13 protein-coding genes and 1 pseudogene are annotated in these 15,012 nt (G+C 70.5%); 6 read left to right on the top strand and 8 right to left on the bottom strand.

All coding sequences use genetic code 11. The features are described 5' to 3' along the window. Positions 1–41: 41 nt before the first annotated feature. Positions 42–2,636: a DNA topoisomerase I gene (locus SD626R_RS03900; protein ID WP_092563759.1), complete on the bottom strand. Its 2,595-nt coding sequence runs from the start codon at positions 2,634–2,636 to the stop codon at positions 42–44. A 177-nt stretch (positions 2,637–2,813) separates the two neighbouring features. Between SD626R_RS03900 and SD626R_RS03895 the strand changes: the two genes are divergently transcribed. After that, the gene (locus tag SD626R_RS03895; protein WP_092563756.1) at positions 2,814–4,304 is read left to right on the top strand and encodes an aldehyde dehydrogenase family protein; all 1,491 of its coding nucleotides are present in this window, start codon (positions 2,814–2,816) and stop codon (positions 4,302–4,304) included. A gap of 74 nt (positions 4,305–4,378) precedes the next feature. Here the strand turns inward: SD626R_RS03895 and SD626R_RS03890 are convergent, their stop codons facing one another. Then, positions 4,379–5,614, bottom strand: a complete 1,236-nt coding sequence (locus tag SD626R_RS03890; RefSeq protein WP_092563753.1) for a DR2241 family protein — start codon at positions 5,612–5,614, stop codon at positions 4,379–4,381. Positions 5,615–5,616: 2 nt separating this feature from the next. Next, positions 5,617–6,486, bottom strand: coding sequence for a CbiX/SirB N-terminal domain-containing protein (locus tag SD626R_RS03885; RefSeq protein ID WP_092563750.1), 870 nt, complete (start codon positions 6,484–6,486; stop codon positions 5,617–5,619). A gap of 128 nt (positions 6,487–6,614) precedes the next feature. On the opposite strand from SD626R_RS03885, the gene SD626R_RS03880 reads away from it, so the two are divergent. The 4 genes from SD626R_RS03880 (at position 6,615) to pheA (ending at position 9,045) form a co-directional block, all read left to right on the top strand. Next, positions 6,615–7,166, top strand: a complete 552-nt coding sequence (locus SD626R_RS03880; RefSeq protein ID WP_092563747.1) for a DUF7523 family protein — start codon at positions 6,615–6,617, stop codon at positions 7,164–7,166. Between the two features lies 1 nt (position 7,167). Beyond that, the gene (locus tag SD626R_RS03875; RefSeq protein WP_241996690.1) at positions 7,168–7,527 is read left to right on the top strand and encodes a hypothetical protein; all 360 of its coding nucleotides are present in this window, start codon (positions 7,168–7,170) and stop codon (positions 7,525–7,527) included. Between the two features lie 96 nt (positions 7,528–7,623). Further along, complete coding sequence (locus SD626R_RS03870; protein ID WP_092563741.1) at positions 7,624–8,142, top strand: copper resistance protein CopD; 519 nt, start codon at positions 7,624–7,626, stop codon at positions 8,140–8,142. A 96-nt stretch (positions 8,143–8,238) separates the two neighbouring features. Next, positions 8,239–9,045, top strand: a complete 807-nt coding sequence (gene pheA, locus SD626R_RS03865) for a prephenate dehydratase (RefSeq protein ID WP_092563738.1) — start codon at positions 8,239–8,241, stop codon at positions 9,043–9,045. Positions 9,046–9,404: 359 nt separating this feature from the next. Here the strand turns inward: pheA and cysS are convergent, their stop codons facing one another. Together cysS and SD626R_RS03855 are read right to left on the bottom strand one after the other, a co-directional pair. Further along, positions 9,405–10,886 (bottom strand): cysteine--tRNA ligase, encoded by a 1,482-nt coding sequence (gene cysS, locus SD626R_RS03860; protein ID WP_092563735.1) that lies wholly within the window; start codon positions 10,884–10,886, stop codon positions 9,405–9,407. Positions 10,887–11,350: 464 nt separating this feature from the next. Then, positions 11,351–12,736, bottom strand: a complete 1,386-nt coding sequence (locus SD626R_RS03855; RefSeq protein ID WP_092563732.1) for a cryptochrome/photolyase family protein — start codon at positions 12,734–12,736, stop codon at positions 11,351–11,353. Positions 12,737–12,859: 123 nt separating this feature from the next. Between SD626R_RS03855 and SD626R_RS03850 the strand changes: the two genes are divergently transcribed. After that, positions 12,860–13,219 (top strand): hypothetical protein, encoded by a 360-nt coding sequence (locus tag SD626R_RS03850; protein WP_092563729.1) that lies wholly within the window; start codon positions 12,860–12,862, stop codon positions 13,217–13,219. A 31-nt stretch (positions 13,220–13,250) separates the two neighbouring features. Here the strand turns inward: SD626R_RS03850 and SD626R_RS03845 are convergent, their stop codons facing one another. The 3 genes and pseudogenes from SD626R_RS03845 to SD626R_RS03835 form a co-directional block, all read right to left on the bottom strand. Continuing rightward, positions 13,251–13,655, bottom strand: a complete 405-nt coding sequence (locus tag SD626R_RS03845; RefSeq protein WP_092563726.1) for a DUF6276 family protein — start codon at positions 13,653–13,655, stop codon at positions 13,251–13,253. A gap of 69 nt (positions 13,656–13,724) precedes the next feature. Further along, on the bottom strand, positions 13,725–14,426 hold the full coding sequence (locus SD626R_RS03840) for a V-type ATP synthase subunit D (RefSeq protein WP_092563723.1): 702 nt from the start codon (positions 14,424–14,426) through the stop codon (positions 13,725–13,727). Between the two features lie 137 nt (positions 14,427–14,563). Next, positions 14,564–15,012 (bottom strand): annotated as a pseudogene (locus tag SD626R_RS03835) (V-type ATP synthase subunit B); the annotation flags it as partial.

Genomic DNA, 15,012 nt, shown 5'->3' with positions numbered 1-15,012 from the left:
TGCCGCGCATATGTGTCTATTGGTCGAAAGGTCTCGGCGCGTCAGTCGGCCTTCGCCTGCCAGTTCCGGACGGTGTCGGCGCCGACGCCGTCGACGTCGGCGGCGAGGTCGTCCGGGTCCGCGGACTTGAGGTCGTCGACGCCGTCGACGCCGACGTCTCGCAGCTTCTCGGCCGTCTTCTCGCCGATGCCCTCCACCGTCTGGAGTTCGGAGCCCTCCTGCCGGGCGGTGAACTCCCGGTAGTTGCAGATCGGACAGCCGAGTTCCCACGGCTCGTCGCCCGAGTGGACCCGGAGGTGCGGGAGGTCGTGTTCCTCGCAGGTCTCGTCGGTGACCTCGATCTCGCCGCGCCGCGGGAGCGGCAGCGAGTAGTCGCAGTCCGGGTAGCGCGTGCAGCCGACGAGCCGGGAGCCGGAGCGGAGGCGCTTGATCGCCAGCTCTCCGCCGTGCTCCTCCCCGCAGTCGGGACAGACGCCGATCACCTCGTCCTCCTGTTCGTCCGCCTCGTCGGCCTTGCACTGCGGGCAGCCGTGGACGAACGTCTTCCGGCCGGCGAGCATCTTCACGTGCCGGAGGTCGTGCGCCTCGCAGCTCTCGTCGAGGATGAGCGGCTTGCCCGTCGAGGGGAGCGGGAGGGTGTGCTCGCAGTCGGGGTAGCCGTCGCAGCCGACGAAGTACGACCCCTGCCGGGACTTCCGGACGAGGAGGTCTTCGCCGCACTCGGGACAGGGGCCGAGCGTCTTGTCGGCCTTCAGCGACTTCTGGAGGTGGTCGCCGACCGCCTCGCGCGACTCGGTGAGGTCGTCGAAGACGCGGTCGAGCAGCTCGCGGGAGTCCTCGGTCACCTCGTCGTACCCCTTCTCGCCGGCGGCGATCGCCTGCATGTCCCGCTCCAGCTGCGCGGTCATCTCCTCGCTGACGACGTGCTCCGCGAACTCCTCCGCGGCCTCGACGACGGCCTCCGCGAGCCGCGTCGGGCGCGGCGGGTCGCTCTCGATGTAGTTGCGGTCGTACAGCTTCTCTAAGGTGCGGTGGCGGGTCGCCTTCGTGCCGACGCCGCGCTTCTCCATCTCCTCGATGAGCCGGGACTGGCCGTAGCGGCGCGGCGGCTGGGTCTCCTTCGCGTCCGTCCGCCGGTCGGTGAGATCGAGGGTCTCGCCGACTTCCACGTCCGGGACGATCCGCTCGTCGCTGGAGCGGTACGGGTAGACATCGTGGTAGCCCGCCGCCAGCAGGCGCTTCCCGTTCGCCTTCAGCCGGAGCCCGCCGTCGGCAGCGAGGTCGGCGGGACCGTCGGCGTCCGCCGGGTCCCGGAGGGCCGCGAGCCCGTCCGCGCCCTCGGCGATCGCGGTCGCCTCGCCGTTCGCGAGGGCGACGACGCGGAGCCGCTCCCACGTCGCGGGCTCGGCGCAGGTCGCGAGGAAGCGGCGCACGATCAGCTCGTACACCTCCCACTCGTCCTCGGAGAGGTCGGAGGCCGAGGGGAGCTCACCTGTGGGGTGGATCGGCGGGTGGTCGGTCGTCTCCTCGTCGCCCTCGGTGGGCTCGATCTCGTCCCGGTCGAGGAGGGACTTCGCGTCTGCCCCGAACGTCGAGGCGGCCGAGAGCTCCTCGATCAGCTCGCGGGGCTCCAGGTCGTCGGGGTACACCGTGTTGTCCGTTCGCGGGTAGGTGACGTAGCCGGCGGTGTAGAGGTCCTCCGCGAGCGACATCGCGCGCTGTGCGGAGTAACCGAGCGAGCCGGCGGCGCGGATGAACGCCGTGGTGTTGAACGGTGACGGCGGCTCGTCGGTGCGGGTGCGGCGGCGCACGTCGTCGACGACCGCCTCGTCGGCCGCGTCGAGCGCCTCGGTGAGCACGTCGGCGACGTCGCCGTCCCAGACGCGCTCCGCCTCGTTGCCCGCGTCGTTCAGGTAGAAGTAGCGCGCCTCGAAGGGGTCGCCGCCGGATTTCGTCAGGTCCCCGTACAGCTCCCAGTAGGACTCGGGATCGAACGCCTGGATCTCGCGTTCGCGGTCGACGATGAGCTTGAGCGTCGGCCCCTGCACCCGGCCGACCGAGATGAAGTCGTCGCCGAGCTGGCGGGCCGACAGCGAGAGGAAGCGGGTGAGCGCCGCGCCCCACGTGAGGTCGATCACCTGTCGTGCCTCGCCGGCGGCGGCGAGGTCGAAGTCGAGCTCGTCGGGGTTCGCGAACGCCTCGGTGACCTCGTTCTCCGTGATCGAGGAGAACCGGACGCGGTCGATGGGGGCGTCCTCGTTCACCTCGCGGACCAGCTCGTACGCCTCCTTCCCGATCAGCTCGCCCTCGCGGTCGTAGTCGGTCGCGATGACGACCCGGGAGGCGTTTCGGGCCAGTTTCCGGAGCGCGGCGACGATCCCCTCCTGCGTCGGCGCCTTGGTGACCGGCGCGTCGATGAGCTCGACGGGCTCGACGTCGCGCCAGTCGTTGTACTCGGCCGGGAAGTCGACGCCGACGACGTGGCCCGAGAGGCCGATACAGCGCTTGCCGCCCCACTTGTACACGTTCACGTCGTTCTGCCGCTCCGCCGTCGCGGACTCGCCGCTCAGGATGTCGGCGATGCGGCGCGCCGCGTTGTCCTTCTCCGTGATTATCAGCTCGGGGCCGCGACTCATTGCACCGAGGTAGGCCGCTCTCCCGTCTAAAGCTTTCGCGATGCCTGATCGCAGGCACGCGCGCGGAATCCCCGGGAGTGGAGCCCGCTCTCGGGAACCTGTCGGCCGCCTGTGATCCGGGCGATACCACCCCTATCGGCCGCCTTTTCCCTGATTCTACCATTCGGTAAAATACGGATGTCGAACGATCTATCCATCGACGCCGACTGGAGCGCGCAGTACATCGACGGCGAGTGGGTCGCCGCCGGCGACGACGAGACGATCGCCGTCGAGGACCCCTCGACGCGCGAGGTCGTCGCCGAGGTGCCCGCCGCGACCGAGGGCGACGTCGACGACGCCTACGAGGCCGCGGCCGAGGCGCAGGCGGAGTGGGCCGAGGCGCCGCCGGCGCAGCGCTCGGCGGTCGTTCAGCAGTTCCTGCAGGCCCTGCAGGAACACTCCGAGGAGGTGGTCGACCTGCTGGCCCACGAGGCCGGCGGCTCGGCGATCATGGGCGAGACCTCGATCCAGATCGCCGCCGACCACGTCGGCGAGGCAGCGACGCTGCCCCGTCGGATGAAGGGCGAGCACGCCGAGTCGAACATCCCCGGCAAGGAGAACGTCGTCGAGCGCGGCCCGAAGGGCGTGGTGACGGTCATCTCGCCGTGGAACTTCCCGCTGAACCTGAGCGCACGGGCCGTGCTGCCCGCCATCGCCGCCGGGAACGGCGTCGTCCTCAAGCCCTCCACGAACTCCCCGATCACGGGCGGACTGCTGTTCGCCCGGCTCTTCGAGGAGACCGATCTCCCCGACGGCGTGATCAACGTCGTCACCGGCCGCGGCTCCGAGATCGGCGACCGCGTCGCCAGTCACCCCGAGAGCGACGTGGTCTCCTTTACCGGCTCGACCGAGGTCGGTCAGCACGTCGCGGGGCTCGCGGGCGAGAACCTCGCGGTCCCGGCGATGGAGCTCGGCGGCAACAACGCCCACGTCGTCACGGCCGACGCCGACGTCGACCGCGCCGTCGACGCGGCGACGTTCGGCTCGTTCGTCCACCAAGGACAGGTGTGTATCTCGATCAACCGCCACGTCGTCCACGAGGACGTGTACGACGAGTACGTCGCGAAGCTCACCGACCGCGCCGAGTCGCTCGCGGTCGGCAGCGCCCACGAGCCCGACACCGCCGTCGGCCCCATCATCGACGAGTCCCAGCGAGACGAGATGCTGGAGTACGTCGACCGGACGGTCGAGGCCGGCGCGACACTGGAGACCGGCGGTCACACCGTCCCGACGGAGGGCGTCGACGACTCGCTGATCGTCGCGCCGACCGTGCTGTCGGGCGTCACCAACGACATGGCCGCGGCGTGCAACGAGCACTTCGGTCCCATCGCGCCCGTCATCCCGTTCTCGGACGTGGACGAGGCGGTCGCGATCGCCAACGACACCGAGTACGGGCTCTCCGGCGCCGTCCACGCCGGCGACCTCTCCCTCGCGAAGGAGATCGCCGGCCGCATGGAGACCGGGAACGTCCACATTAACGACCAGCCGATCAACGACGAGGCGCACGTCCCGTTCAGCGGGATCGGCGCGTCGGGCGTCGGCGAGTACAACAGCGACGCGTTCCTGCGGGAGATCACGGAGACGAAGTGGATCTCGATCCAGCACGAGCCGCGCGAGTACCCGATCTGAGGGCGTGCGGCGGCGGCATCAGTAGGCGCGTCGGCTGACGGGCGTCCCAGCCGACGCCGCTCTGGGTCGTCCCGCTACTCCTCGTCTTCCTCGTCCGGCTCGGTCGGCACGCCGGCGAGGTTCTCCTCGTCGTCGAACAGTTTCGCCCGGAGGAACCGCGTCCGGTAGCGGTTCGCGCCCTCTTTCGTGTCGGCCTCGCGGATCTCGTCGATCCGGCCGTCCGCGACCGCGTCGATAATATCTTCGACCTGCTCCTTCTCGCTCGGCGTCAGCTCGAACTCGTAGGTCCGCGGCTGCTCGCTCTCCAGCCGGGTCCACTTGCGGGCGGCCGAGACGACGACCGAGCAGGGCTCGCGGCAGGGGAAGGCGCCGTCGCCGCCGTCGACATCGAGGTCGGTCTCCTCGTCGTACTCCCACTCGCGGCGCTTAAGACACTGGGAGTCGTCGCAACAGGCCTCCGCGACCCAGTTGACGTGCTCGTACCCCTCGCCGCGGTCCCACGTCTTCACGACGCCGTAGATGCCGGACTGCCGTGCCATCGTCTCGCGCCAGTGGCTCACGTCGAGCTCGCCCTCGCGCTCGCGGTGCCAGTTGGCGACCGTCGCGGGGTAGATCGTCTCGACCGCCTCGTAGGCGTCCCGCGGGCCGAGGTCGGGGAAGACCCACCCTCCCGCGAGCGACGGCGCGGTCTTGAGGGGGCGGTAGCGCCCCTTCGCGTCGCGTTTGACGAGGCCGCGGGCGTCGAGGGGGTCGTCGTAGGCGTCGAGCTCGTCGGCGGGGACGCCCGCGTCGTCGGCGTGGCGCACGTCGTACCGGCGCGCGCCGCGGTCGGTCACGGTGGCCGTAATCCGCAGTTCACCCCACGCGCGCTCGATCCCTTCGGCGAGCGCGGCGTAGCGGGTCGCCACGGTCGCGCCGTCGGCGTCCTCAAGCCATCGGAGGAACGCCCGGCGGGGACCGAACTCGCCGACGACGCGCTCGAAGGCGTGCCAGTCCGTCACCTCGGGGGCGCGCTCGTCGAGCGCCGCGTGGAGCTCGCGCTCCGTCAGCCCGGTTTGGGTGTCGCCGTCGGCGGGGTCGAGTCGGTACTCGCCCGCCGGGTCGCCGTCGTCACCGTCGTCGCCGTCGCGGGCGACGCCGAACCCCTCGAACCGGAGCGGGTCGCCGGGGTCGCGGTCGGCGAGCGCGTCGAGAACCGCGTCGAAGGCGTCGCTCGGGAGGTCGATCTCCGGGACCTCGGGCTCGGTTCCCTCGGCGTCGTCGGCCGCGACGCCCTCGTCTGCGGTCGCGTCGGAGACGGAGTCGGCCACGGTCAGTCCCCCGCGGCGACGCGGGTGGTCTCGCGAACGTCGTCGAGCGCGGTCCCGAGGTCGGCGCCGGCGTCGGCCGCGCGCTCTAAGATCACGTCGGCCATCAGGGGCTCGGTGCCGACCGCGCCCGCGTACCAGACCCGGGTGCCGTCGACGTCGGTGGGCACGTCGTACCCCTCGGTGTGGTCCTCGCAGAGCCCCACGTCCTCCGGGATGTCCTCCTGGGTGTGGTAGCCGTCGGCGATGAACAGCGGGACGAGGACCACGTCGTCGCTCTCGAAGAACTCGGGGAGGTCGTCGACCTCGGGGTCCTCGTCCATGTACAGCGCCTCCACCTCGTCGAAGCGGTCGCGCTCGGCGATCCGGTCGGCGTGGTACTCGATCGCCTTCGCGCTGTTCTCGTTGCGCTCGGTGCCGTGGCCGACGACGGCGAGGCCGAACCCGTCGCCCACGTCGGGGTCGCCGGTGACCGACTCGGCGCGCCGGACGATCACGTCGGTCATCGCGCGGTGGGTCCCAACCGGGCCGCAGTAGTGGACCTCCCGGTCGATGTCCTCGGCGACGAGCGTGGCCTGGTCGGCCGAGAGGCCGTCGGAGTCCCACTCGGAGACGTCCCAGCCGTCGAGCCGGAGCTCGCGGGGGATCACCTGCTCGGTGAAGTACCCCTCCGAGACGAACAGCGGGACGACGTAGACCTCGTCGCCCTCGACGGTGCGGAGCACCTCTCGGAAGTGCGGTTCCTCCTTCCAGAAGCCGGTCTTCACCTCGTCGAACGCGCCGGTCGCGCGGATGGTGTCCGCGTGGTCGTACGTCGGCGCGCTCGACTCCGGATTGAGGTGCGAGCCGTGTGCGACGATGACGAGCGACTGCATACCCACGCTGGGGGCGCGCCGCTCTTAGGGACTTCGGCACGTCCGAGGTCGCGGGAAACCGGTCGGCGTCGCCGGCCCGCCCTCCGCCGACCGAAATCGCCATGCCGTCCCGCGCCGCAGGGGCGACCATGTCGCTGGCAGCCGACACCCGTGAAGCGGCCCGGGCCCGTCCGTTCGTCCTCGACGCGCTCCGCGCCGGCGTGTTGAACCACAGCGCCGCCGCCGCGTGGCTCGCCGACGAGGCCGACCTCGGCGGCGACGGCGACGCCGACACCGACGCGATCGCGGCCGCGCTCCGGCGGTTCCGCGAGGACCTCCCCGCGTACGCGACCGCCGAGCGGGGGGCGAGCGTGTCGATGCGGAGCGGGGTCGGCGTGGTCGAAGGGGAGCGAGACGCCGAGGGCGACCGCGGAGCCGGCGGGCTGGACGACGCCGACCCCCTGCTCCGCGTCGGCGGCGCGACGGTCGTCCCCGAGGGGCGCGAGACGGCCGTCCTCGCGACCGGCGATGTCGACGCTCGGGCGCTCGCGGCCGTCCTCCGCCGTCTCGCCGCCGTCGACGTCGACGTCGCGGCCGCCGGGGTCGCCGGGGACGCGCTCGTCGTCGTGGTGGGGCGGCGCGACGGCGCGACCGCGGTCCGGACGGTCGAGGACGCGCTGGCGGCGGTGCCGAACGACTGAGGTGCCCGCAGGCTCATTCTCCGGCGTGAACCACGTCCCGGACGAGGCGCTCGCGGCGCTCGACGCCTTCGGCGAGGGGCACCTCCGCGGCGATCCGCCGCCGGTCCGGGAGCGGCTCCGCTCCGACCTCCGGCTCCGGATCGACCCGACCGGCGACGGCCGGACGGCGCGCTGTCGGTTCGAGACGGAGCACGCGCGGACGTCGCCGACGCTCCGGGACCGCGGGTCATTCCTCGCGACGTACGCCGACGGCGTCGACGACAGGCTCCGCGCCTGGGGGATCGAGCCGCCGGAGGCGTACTTGTACGCCGAGACGATCGACGGCTGGCACCGGTACGTCGGGACGCTTCGGCTCCCGTAGCCGTCGGGGATGTGTTTCGTCCTCGTCGTTCGGCGGAGCGCTACGCTCCGGGAACGCCGGCGTGTCTTTATTTTCCGGGCGCCCGGAGCCGTTCGCGTGTTCCTCACGACCGCCTTCGTCCTCCACGTGGTCTCCGGCGCGCTGTGGACCGGCGCGACGCTGTACGTCGCATACGCGACCCTCCCGCGGGCGGCCGACGGAACGCTCGGCCGGGCGGCGTTCGTCGACGCCGCGCACCGCCTCCTCGTGATCACGCGCTGGACCGGGGTCGTCCTCCCCGTCACCGGCGCGTACATGATCTGGACGCTGTACACGCCGCTCGACCTCCTCACGGCGAGCCCGAGGGGATGGGCCGTCCTCGCGATGCTCTCGCTGTGGGGCGCGATGAACGGCCTCGTGGAGCTCGGCGTCCTCCGGATGCGCCGCGAGGTCGACCCCGATATCGGGTGGGGCGCGTACATGGCCGAGGGGTTCCCGGTCGACGCGCTCGGCGGCGACGGGCCGACCGCGGCGCGGCTCGCCGCCCGCTCGCGCCCGTACCTGCTCGCGAGCGCCGGGCTCGCCGCGCTGCTGCTCGTCGACGCCGCGCTCCTCGCGGGCGGGGTCCCGGCGTGAGCCGCTCTCGCCGTTTCCGTCGCTTCCGTCGCTCCCGTCGCTCGCTCGCCCCGGGACCCCGCACGTTTTTCTAACGCGCTCTGATAGGTAGGGGCGATGAACGCCGTCACCCTCGGTCCCGCCGGCACGTACTCACACCGTGCGGCGCGGGCCGTCGCCGCCGAGGTGTCGTTCCGCGAGTCGGTCACCGCCATCGTCGACGCCGTCGCGGCCGGCGAGTTCGAACGGGGAGTCGTCCCCATCGAGAACAGCATCGAGGGCTCGGTCACGGAGAGCCTCGACGCGCTGGCCGACTACGACGTCGCCGTCACCCGGGAGGTCGTCACCCCGATCCGGCACGCGCTCCTCGCGCAGGAGTCGGAGTTCGAGGTCGTCGCCAGCCACTCGCAGGCGCTCGCGCAGTGCCGCAACTGGCTGGAGGAGCACTACCCGAACGCCGGGCTCGAAGCGGTCGCCTCCACCGCGCGCGGGGTCGAGCGCGCCCGCGAGGACGCCCGTATCGCCGGGATCGGCCACCCGGACAACGCCGGCGACGACCTGGAGATCCTCGCGGAGGACATCCAAGACCGCACCTCCAACGCCACGCGGTTCCTCGTCGTGGCACCGGTGTCCGCGCGCTCGGACGCCGGCGGGAAGACCACCCTCATCGTCTACCCGAACGCGAACTACCCCGGGCTCCTGCTCGAACTGCTGGAGGCGTTCGCCGACCGCAACCTCAACCTCTCGCGGATCGAATCGCGTCCGAGCGGCGAGCGCCTCGGCGACTACCTGTTCCACTTCGACGTCGACGCCGGGCTCTACGAGGACCACATGGCGAAGGCGGTGGATGACATCGAGGCCATCGCCGACAACGGGTGGGTCAAAGTGCTCGGATCGTACGACACGCAGCATGTATTAGAATAAATAAAAGAGGTGGTCGGCGCGCGCCTCCGAGTGGACGCCAAAGGCGGCCACGAGGAGCGCGTACGATGGACGCCGCGAGCGTAGCGAGCGGCGAGGCTGGGGAGGCGTGAGGTGCTGTGCGGTAGCGGTCGGGTGGGACTCGAAGGGGCAGCCGTGCGGACCCCGCAGACGACGTAAGCACCGCAGCGAATGAGCGGAGCGAACGAGGGAGGAGCGCAACGAGTGTGCGGGGTCCGCACAGCTGGGGCTTTAGAGGTGTTCACCGTAGCTTCGGTATCAAGAACGTACAGCCGAGCGGCCGGAGTTTCGAAGCTGTCCCCTATGCGGTACTCACGGGCTCGGAAGTAGACAGGCCCGTCCTACTCGAATCGGTACGTCGCGCCGTCCGGGCCGTCCTCGATCTCGACACCGACCTCCTGAAGCGCGTCCCGCAACTCGTCGGCGCGCTCGTAGTTGCCGGCCTCGCGCTCGGCCGCGCGCACGTCCAGCACGAGTTCGACCAGCTCGCCGGCCAGGTCCACGTCGCCGTCGCTCGTCGACTCGAACTGGAGCCCGAGCACGCCGCCGCCGAGGGTCTCGAACGCCTCGACCGCCTCGCGGAGGCCGCGGTAGTCGTAGGCGGAATCGCTGTTGGCGTCGATATGGCGGTTCACGGCGTCGGTCAGATCGAGGAGCGCCGCGGTCGCCTCCCGGAGATTCAGATCGTCGTTCATCACGGTCGCGAAGTCGTCGCGGGCGCTCTCGACGGCCTCGCGAAGCGCCTCGTCCTCGGCCTTCGCGCGGGCCGCGGTGGAGTCGAGCGCGTCGACCGCGCGGTCGTAGGTGCGCGAGAGGCGCTCCCAGCGCTCCTCGGCCTCGGCGATCGTCTCCTCGGTGAGCGCCTGTTCGGAGCGGTAGGCGGCGCCGGCGTAGAAGGTGCGGACGACGTTGACGCCGAGTTCCGCTAAGGCGTCCGGCACGGTCCAGAAGTTGCCGATCGAGGAGGACATCTTCTCGCCCTCCATTTCGAGGAGCCCGACGTGGAGCCAGTGGCGCGCGAACGTCTCCCCGGTCGCCGCCTCGGACTGCGCGATCTCGTTCTCGTGGTGCGGGAATACCAGGTCGCGCCCGCCCATGTGGATATCGAGGGTGTCGCCGAGGTGCGTCGTCGACATCGCCGAGCACTCGACGTGCCACCCCGGGCGCCCCTCGCTCCAGGGGGAGTCCCACGTCTCGCCCTCGGGCGTCTCGGCGCCGTGGTCGTGCTTCGCGTGCTCGCGCGCGGCAGTCTCGCTCACGCCGCCGGCCTTCCACAGCGCGAAGTCCGACGGATTGCGCTTCTCCGACCGCTCGTCCGGCTCGCCCTGCGCCTCCAGTTCCTCGACGTCCTGGTTCGAGAGCTTGCCGTACTCCTCGAACGCTGTGACGTCGAAGTAGACGGAGCCGTTCGACTCGTAGGCGTACCCCTTCTCCACGAGCGTCTCGACGAGCTCGCGGATCTCCGGGACGTGCTCGGTGACGCGGGGGTACACCTCGGCCCGCTTGAGGTTCAGGCCGCGCATCGCGTCGAAGACGGTCGCCGTGAACGTCTCGGCCACGTCGCGCTCGGCGGCCCACGCGTCCCGCTCGCCGACGCGGGCCGTGATCTTCTCGTTGACGTCGGTGACGTTCTCGACGTGGCGCACGTCGTAGCCGAGGTGGTCGAGCCACCGGTGGAGGACGTCGGCGTGGAACCACAGGCGGGCGTGGCCGAGGTGAGGGTCGTCCGACACCGTCAGGCCGCAGACGTACAGCGTGACGTCGCCGTCGGCCGTGAACTCGACGCGCTCGTCCGCCAGGGTGTCGGTAACGACGAGGCTCATTACCGTGGCGTTGCTACGGTGAGAGTTTTAAACCGTCGGATCGGGAGAGGAGACGGAGACGAGCGCTTAGACGTGCTGGTTGTCTGTATATAAATGAACGCTACTGACAGCGAATCGACTGCGGGCGCCTCCAAAGCCCCAGCCGCTCGGTTATACCTAGTTGACTACGGATCGACGGGAAACACCGCCAAAGCCCCAGCCGCGAGGCGGGCGCACGCTCGCTGCGCTCCTCACTCGGTCGCTCACTTCGTTCGCTCCCTCTCTGCGGTGCTTGGCGTCGCCTGCGCCCGCCTCACGGCTGCCCCTTTGAGTCCCGTCGCACCCCTCCGCACCGCAAGCCTCACACCTCTCCAGCCTCGCCGCTCGCTTCGCTCGCGGCGTCCCTCGCACGCGATCCTTCGCGGCCGCCGGTGGCGGCCGCTCGGAGGCGCGCGCCACCGCAGTTTACCGTGTACGATCGCTTCTCACCGCTTCCCGAGCGCCTCCTCGAAAACGCGCTGGGCGCGCTCGTACCCCTCGTTCCGGTCGACGATCGGATGCGGGTAGTCGGGCGCGAGCTCCTCGCGTTCGCGGCGCGAGAGCGTCGGCCAGTCGACGATTTTCCCGGCGGGCACGTCCCGGAGCTCCGGGACGTACTCCTTCACGAAGTGGGCGCCGTCGTCGTACTTGCTCATCTGGCTCACCGGGTCGAAGATGCGGACGTCGACAGAGTCGGTCCCGGTGGAAGCGGTCCACTGCCACGCGCCGTGGTTCGAGGCGTAGTCGTGGTCGATCAGCTGCTTCGTGAAGTAGCGCGCCCCGCGCCGCCAGTCGATCAGGAGGTGCTTGGTGAGGAAGCTCGCGACGACCTGCCGCGGCCGGTTGTGGATGTACCCCTCGGCGTTCAGCTGTCGCATCCCGGCGTCGACGAGGGGATAGCCGGTCTCGCCGTGCGTCCACGCGTCGAAGTCGGCGTCGTCGTCGCGCCACGCGATCTCGTTCGGGAACGACTTGTAGTTCGACACCGCCAGGTCCGGGTTGTAGTAGAGCAGGTGGTACATCTGCTCGCGCCACGACAGCTCGTAGCGGTACTTGTCGACGTTGCGGCGCTCGCCGCCCGTCACGGCCTCGTAGACGTCGCTCGCGCCGGCCCACACCTCGCGGATCCCGATCGCCCCGGTCGCGAGGTACGGGGACATGCGCGAGACCGCGCGCGTCGGCGCCTCGACCGCGCGCCGGAGGTCGTCGCGGGTGTCGTTGTACGACGCGATCCCGTAGTCGAGGAAGTCGTCGAACCGCTCGCGGGCGCCGTCGTACCCCGCGGCGGGGAGGTCGATGTCGGCGTCCGGTTCGGGGACCGTCTTCCCGTCGCGCACGACCGCGAGCGACTCGGGGTCGGGCTCGGAATACGGTCCTGCCTTGGGGACCGCCTCCCAGTCGTCGTGGAACCGGGAGTGGTTCGCGTAGCGCTCCTCCAGCCGACCGGGGTCGACCAGCACGGCGTCGGTGCGCGCGTCCGTCTCGACGCCGGCGCCCGCGAGCGCGTCCTCGACGGCGCGCTGCCGGTTGCGGCGGGCGGGTCGGTAGTACTCGTTGTAGAAGACGGTCTCGGCGCCGTGCTCGTCGGCGAGGTCGACGAGGACGTCCTCGGGGTCGCCCGCGCGGACGACGAGGTCGCTCCCGAGCTCTCGGTAGCGCGCCTCCAGCCGCTTCACGTGGCGGAGGAGGAACGCCCGCTGGCGCGCTCCCACCGTCTCGAACAGGTCGGCGTCGTAGACGAAGACGGGGACGACGGTCCCCGCCCGCGCGGCGGCCGCGAGTCCGGCGTTGTCCCGGGTCCGCGGGTCGCGTCGGTGCCAGAACAGCTGCATGGGATCGGTACGGGCTCCATCGGATAGTGTCCTTCGGCCGGGACCGGCTCACCGGCGCCGACGCGGTCGCGTTCCACCCGAAACCCACCCGTGCGCTTAAGCCGACGAGCCCGAAGCGGGGGTATGCAACCCCTCGTCGTCGCCATCCTCGTCGGCGTTCCGCTCGCGTGGCTCGTCGGCTTCGCCGCCTACGTCTACGTCGACGCGCCGAGACACGGGATGAACCGGCGGAAGTGGGCGCTCATCGCCTTCGTCGTCCCGCTGTTCGGGCTCTTCGCGTACCTCTTCGAGCGCGACGAGCAGTCGTACGATCCGTCCGAGGACCCCTACGCCGGCGGGAGCGACGCCCGCAAGGCCGGCCTCGCCGTCCACGAGCGGCGGCGGGGCGAGCGGTCGCTCGGCCCGGCCGGGACCGAGGCCGACGAGGAGGACGACGAGGACGAGTGGGACGACCCCCCGGGCGTCGACCTCGACGACTCCTGACCGGCCGAGCGTCGACCCCGGCGGCGACCGCTCACAGCACGTCGAGCAGCGCCGCGCGTCGACGGTCGAGGTCGAACGCGGCGTCCTCGGCGTCGAGCCGCTCCAGGAATGCGAAGACGTCGGCGCCCGACCGCTCCGCGTGCTCGACGAGCGCCTCGATCGAGGCGCGGTTGAGCGCGAACGACTCCAACTGCCCGCAGACGAGCGCGAGCGCCGCGCCCGCTTCGCCGTCCGGGAACGCGGGGTCGACGGCAGAGAGGTCGGCAGACGGGTCCGCTCCGATACGCTCGGCGACGACGGCGTCGTCACCCTCGCCGACGGCGAACGTCCGCAGACAGCGCGTACAGATCGCCGTCGTGTCGGCCGGCGCGTACTCGCGGAGTGCGGGCGGCACGTCGAAGGCGACGAGGGCGGCGTCACAGCGGGGACAGGACATGAGAAGCGAGACGGGTGAGATTGGGGTTCGGTGAGGCGATGCGGGCCGGCGAGAGCGGTCAGTGTGCGGTCAGTCCGCGGGCTCCGGCTCCTCGGTCTCGGCCGCGGCGGCCTCGGCGGCGGCCGCTTCCTCCTCTTCCTTCTCCTCTTCCTCTTTCTTCGCCTTGATCTTCTTCATGCGGAAGATCTCCTCGCGCTCCTGCTCCTCTAACTTCTGCTCGATGTACTCCTGGTTCTCGTAGAGGCCGGGGAGGAGCGTGAACTCCAAGGCGTTCACGCGGCGCTTGGTGGTCTCGATCTCCGTGAGCATCTTCTTCATGGCCGTCTCGACCTCGGCCGCGAGGATGATCTTCTCTAACAGTTCCTCGTAGGCGTCGGCCGCCTCGTCGATGCGGGCGGAGGAGCCGAGCAGCCCGTAGCCGCGCTCGTCGAGGCTCTTCTTCACCTTCGAGGACTCGATCTGGGGGACCACGACGCCCATGATGTTCTTCGACTGGGTCGTGATCTCGGGGTGCTCTTTCAGCGCCGCGGCCGCGCCGCGGACGGCGACGTCGCCCTCCATCGCCCGGGCCATGTCGATCTTGCGCTGGGCCGTCTCGTAGTTCTCGGACACGTCCGAGCGGACGTCTTGGGCCTGATCGAGGATGTCCATGAACTCCATGATGAGGCCGTCACGCTTCTGTTCGAGCGTGTCGTGACCGCGCTCGGAGAGCTCGATGCGGTCCTCGATCGCCATCAGGTTCTTCCGCGTCGGTTTGACGTCCTTGGCCATCGTATTGTGGAATGCTTCCGCTCCGACGCGGATAATTCTTTCCAGTCGTCGTGTCCGCGCGCGCGAGCAACGGCCCGCCGACGCCGGCGCGGTGCGGTGCGGTCGCTGGTCGGGGCGAAAAGTGGAAGAACGCCGCGTCAGTCGGCCGCTTCGACGACCTTACGCTCGGAGTCGTCCTCGCGGTAGTGCTCCTCGATGAACTCCTCGTCGATCCGGTTGAGGGCGTCCTTCGGGAGCATCGAGAGCAGGTCCCAGCCGATCGAGAGCGTCTCCTCGATGTCGCGGTTCGTGTCGAACCCCTGGTCGACGAACTCCGACTCGAACGCGTCGGCGAAGTCGAGGTACTTGTTGTCGAGCTCCGACAGCGCCTCGCGGCCGACGATGTTCACGAGGTCGCGCAGGTCCTCGCCCTCCGCGTACGCCGCGAACATCTGGTCTTTCACGTCGGCGTGGTCCTCGCGGGTGAGCCCCTCGCCGATCCCGTCGTCCATCAGCCGCGACAGGCTGGGGAGGACGTTGATCGGGGGCTGGAGGCCCTGACTGTTCAGGTCGGGGTCGACGTAGATCTGTCCCTCCGTGATGTACC

Source organism: Halorubrum sp. SD626R (genome assembly GCF_001261915.1).
Lineage (GTDB): Archaea > Halobacteriota > Halobacteria > Halobacteriales > Haloferacaceae > Halorubrum.
The sequence above is the reverse complement of the archived record's forward strand: the minus strand, read 5'-3'. Positions and strand labels throughout refer to the sequence as shown.

Bases quoted from the DNA above. Each gene is read 5' to 3' on its own strand.
- SD626R_RS03900 (WP_092563759.1), bottom strand. From the start codon at position 2,636: ATGAGTCGCGGCCCCGAGCTGATAATCACGGAGAAGGACAACGCGGCG.
- SD626R_RS03895 (WP_092563756.1), top strand. From the start codon at position 2,814: ATGTCGAACGATCTATCCATCGACGCCGACTGGAGCGCGCAGTACATC.
- SD626R_RS03885 (WP_092563750.1), bottom strand. From the start codon at position 6,486: ATGCAGTCGCTCGTCATCGTCGCACACGGCTCGCACCTCAATCCGGAG.
- SD626R_RS03880 (WP_092563747.1), top strand. From the start codon at position 6,615: ATGTCGCTGGCAGCCGACACCCGTGAAGCGGCCCGGGCCCGTCCGTTC.
- pheA (WP_092563738.1), top strand. From the start codon at position 8,239: ATGAACGCCGTCACCCTCGGTCCCGCCGGCACGTACTCACACCGTGCG.
- cysS (WP_092563735.1), bottom strand. From the start codon at position 10,886: ATGAGCCTCGTCGTTACCGACACCCTGGCGGACGAGCGCGTCGAGTTC.
- SD626R_RS03855 (WP_092563732.1), bottom strand. From the start codon at position 12,736: ATGCAGCTGTTCTGGCACCGACGCGACCCGCGGACCCGGGACAACGCC.
- SD626R_RS03850 (WP_092563729.1), top strand. From the start codon at position 12,860: ATGCAACCCCTCGTCGTCGCCATCCTCGTCGGCGTTCCGCTCGCGTGG.
- SD626R_RS03845 (WP_092563726.1), bottom strand. From the start codon at position 13,655: ATGTCCTGTCCCCGCTGTGACGCCGCCCTCGTCGCCTTCGACGTGCCG.
- SD626R_RS03840 (WP_092563723.1), bottom strand. From the start codon at position 14,426: ATGGCCAAGGACGTCAAACCGACGCGGAAGAACCTGATGGCGATCGAG.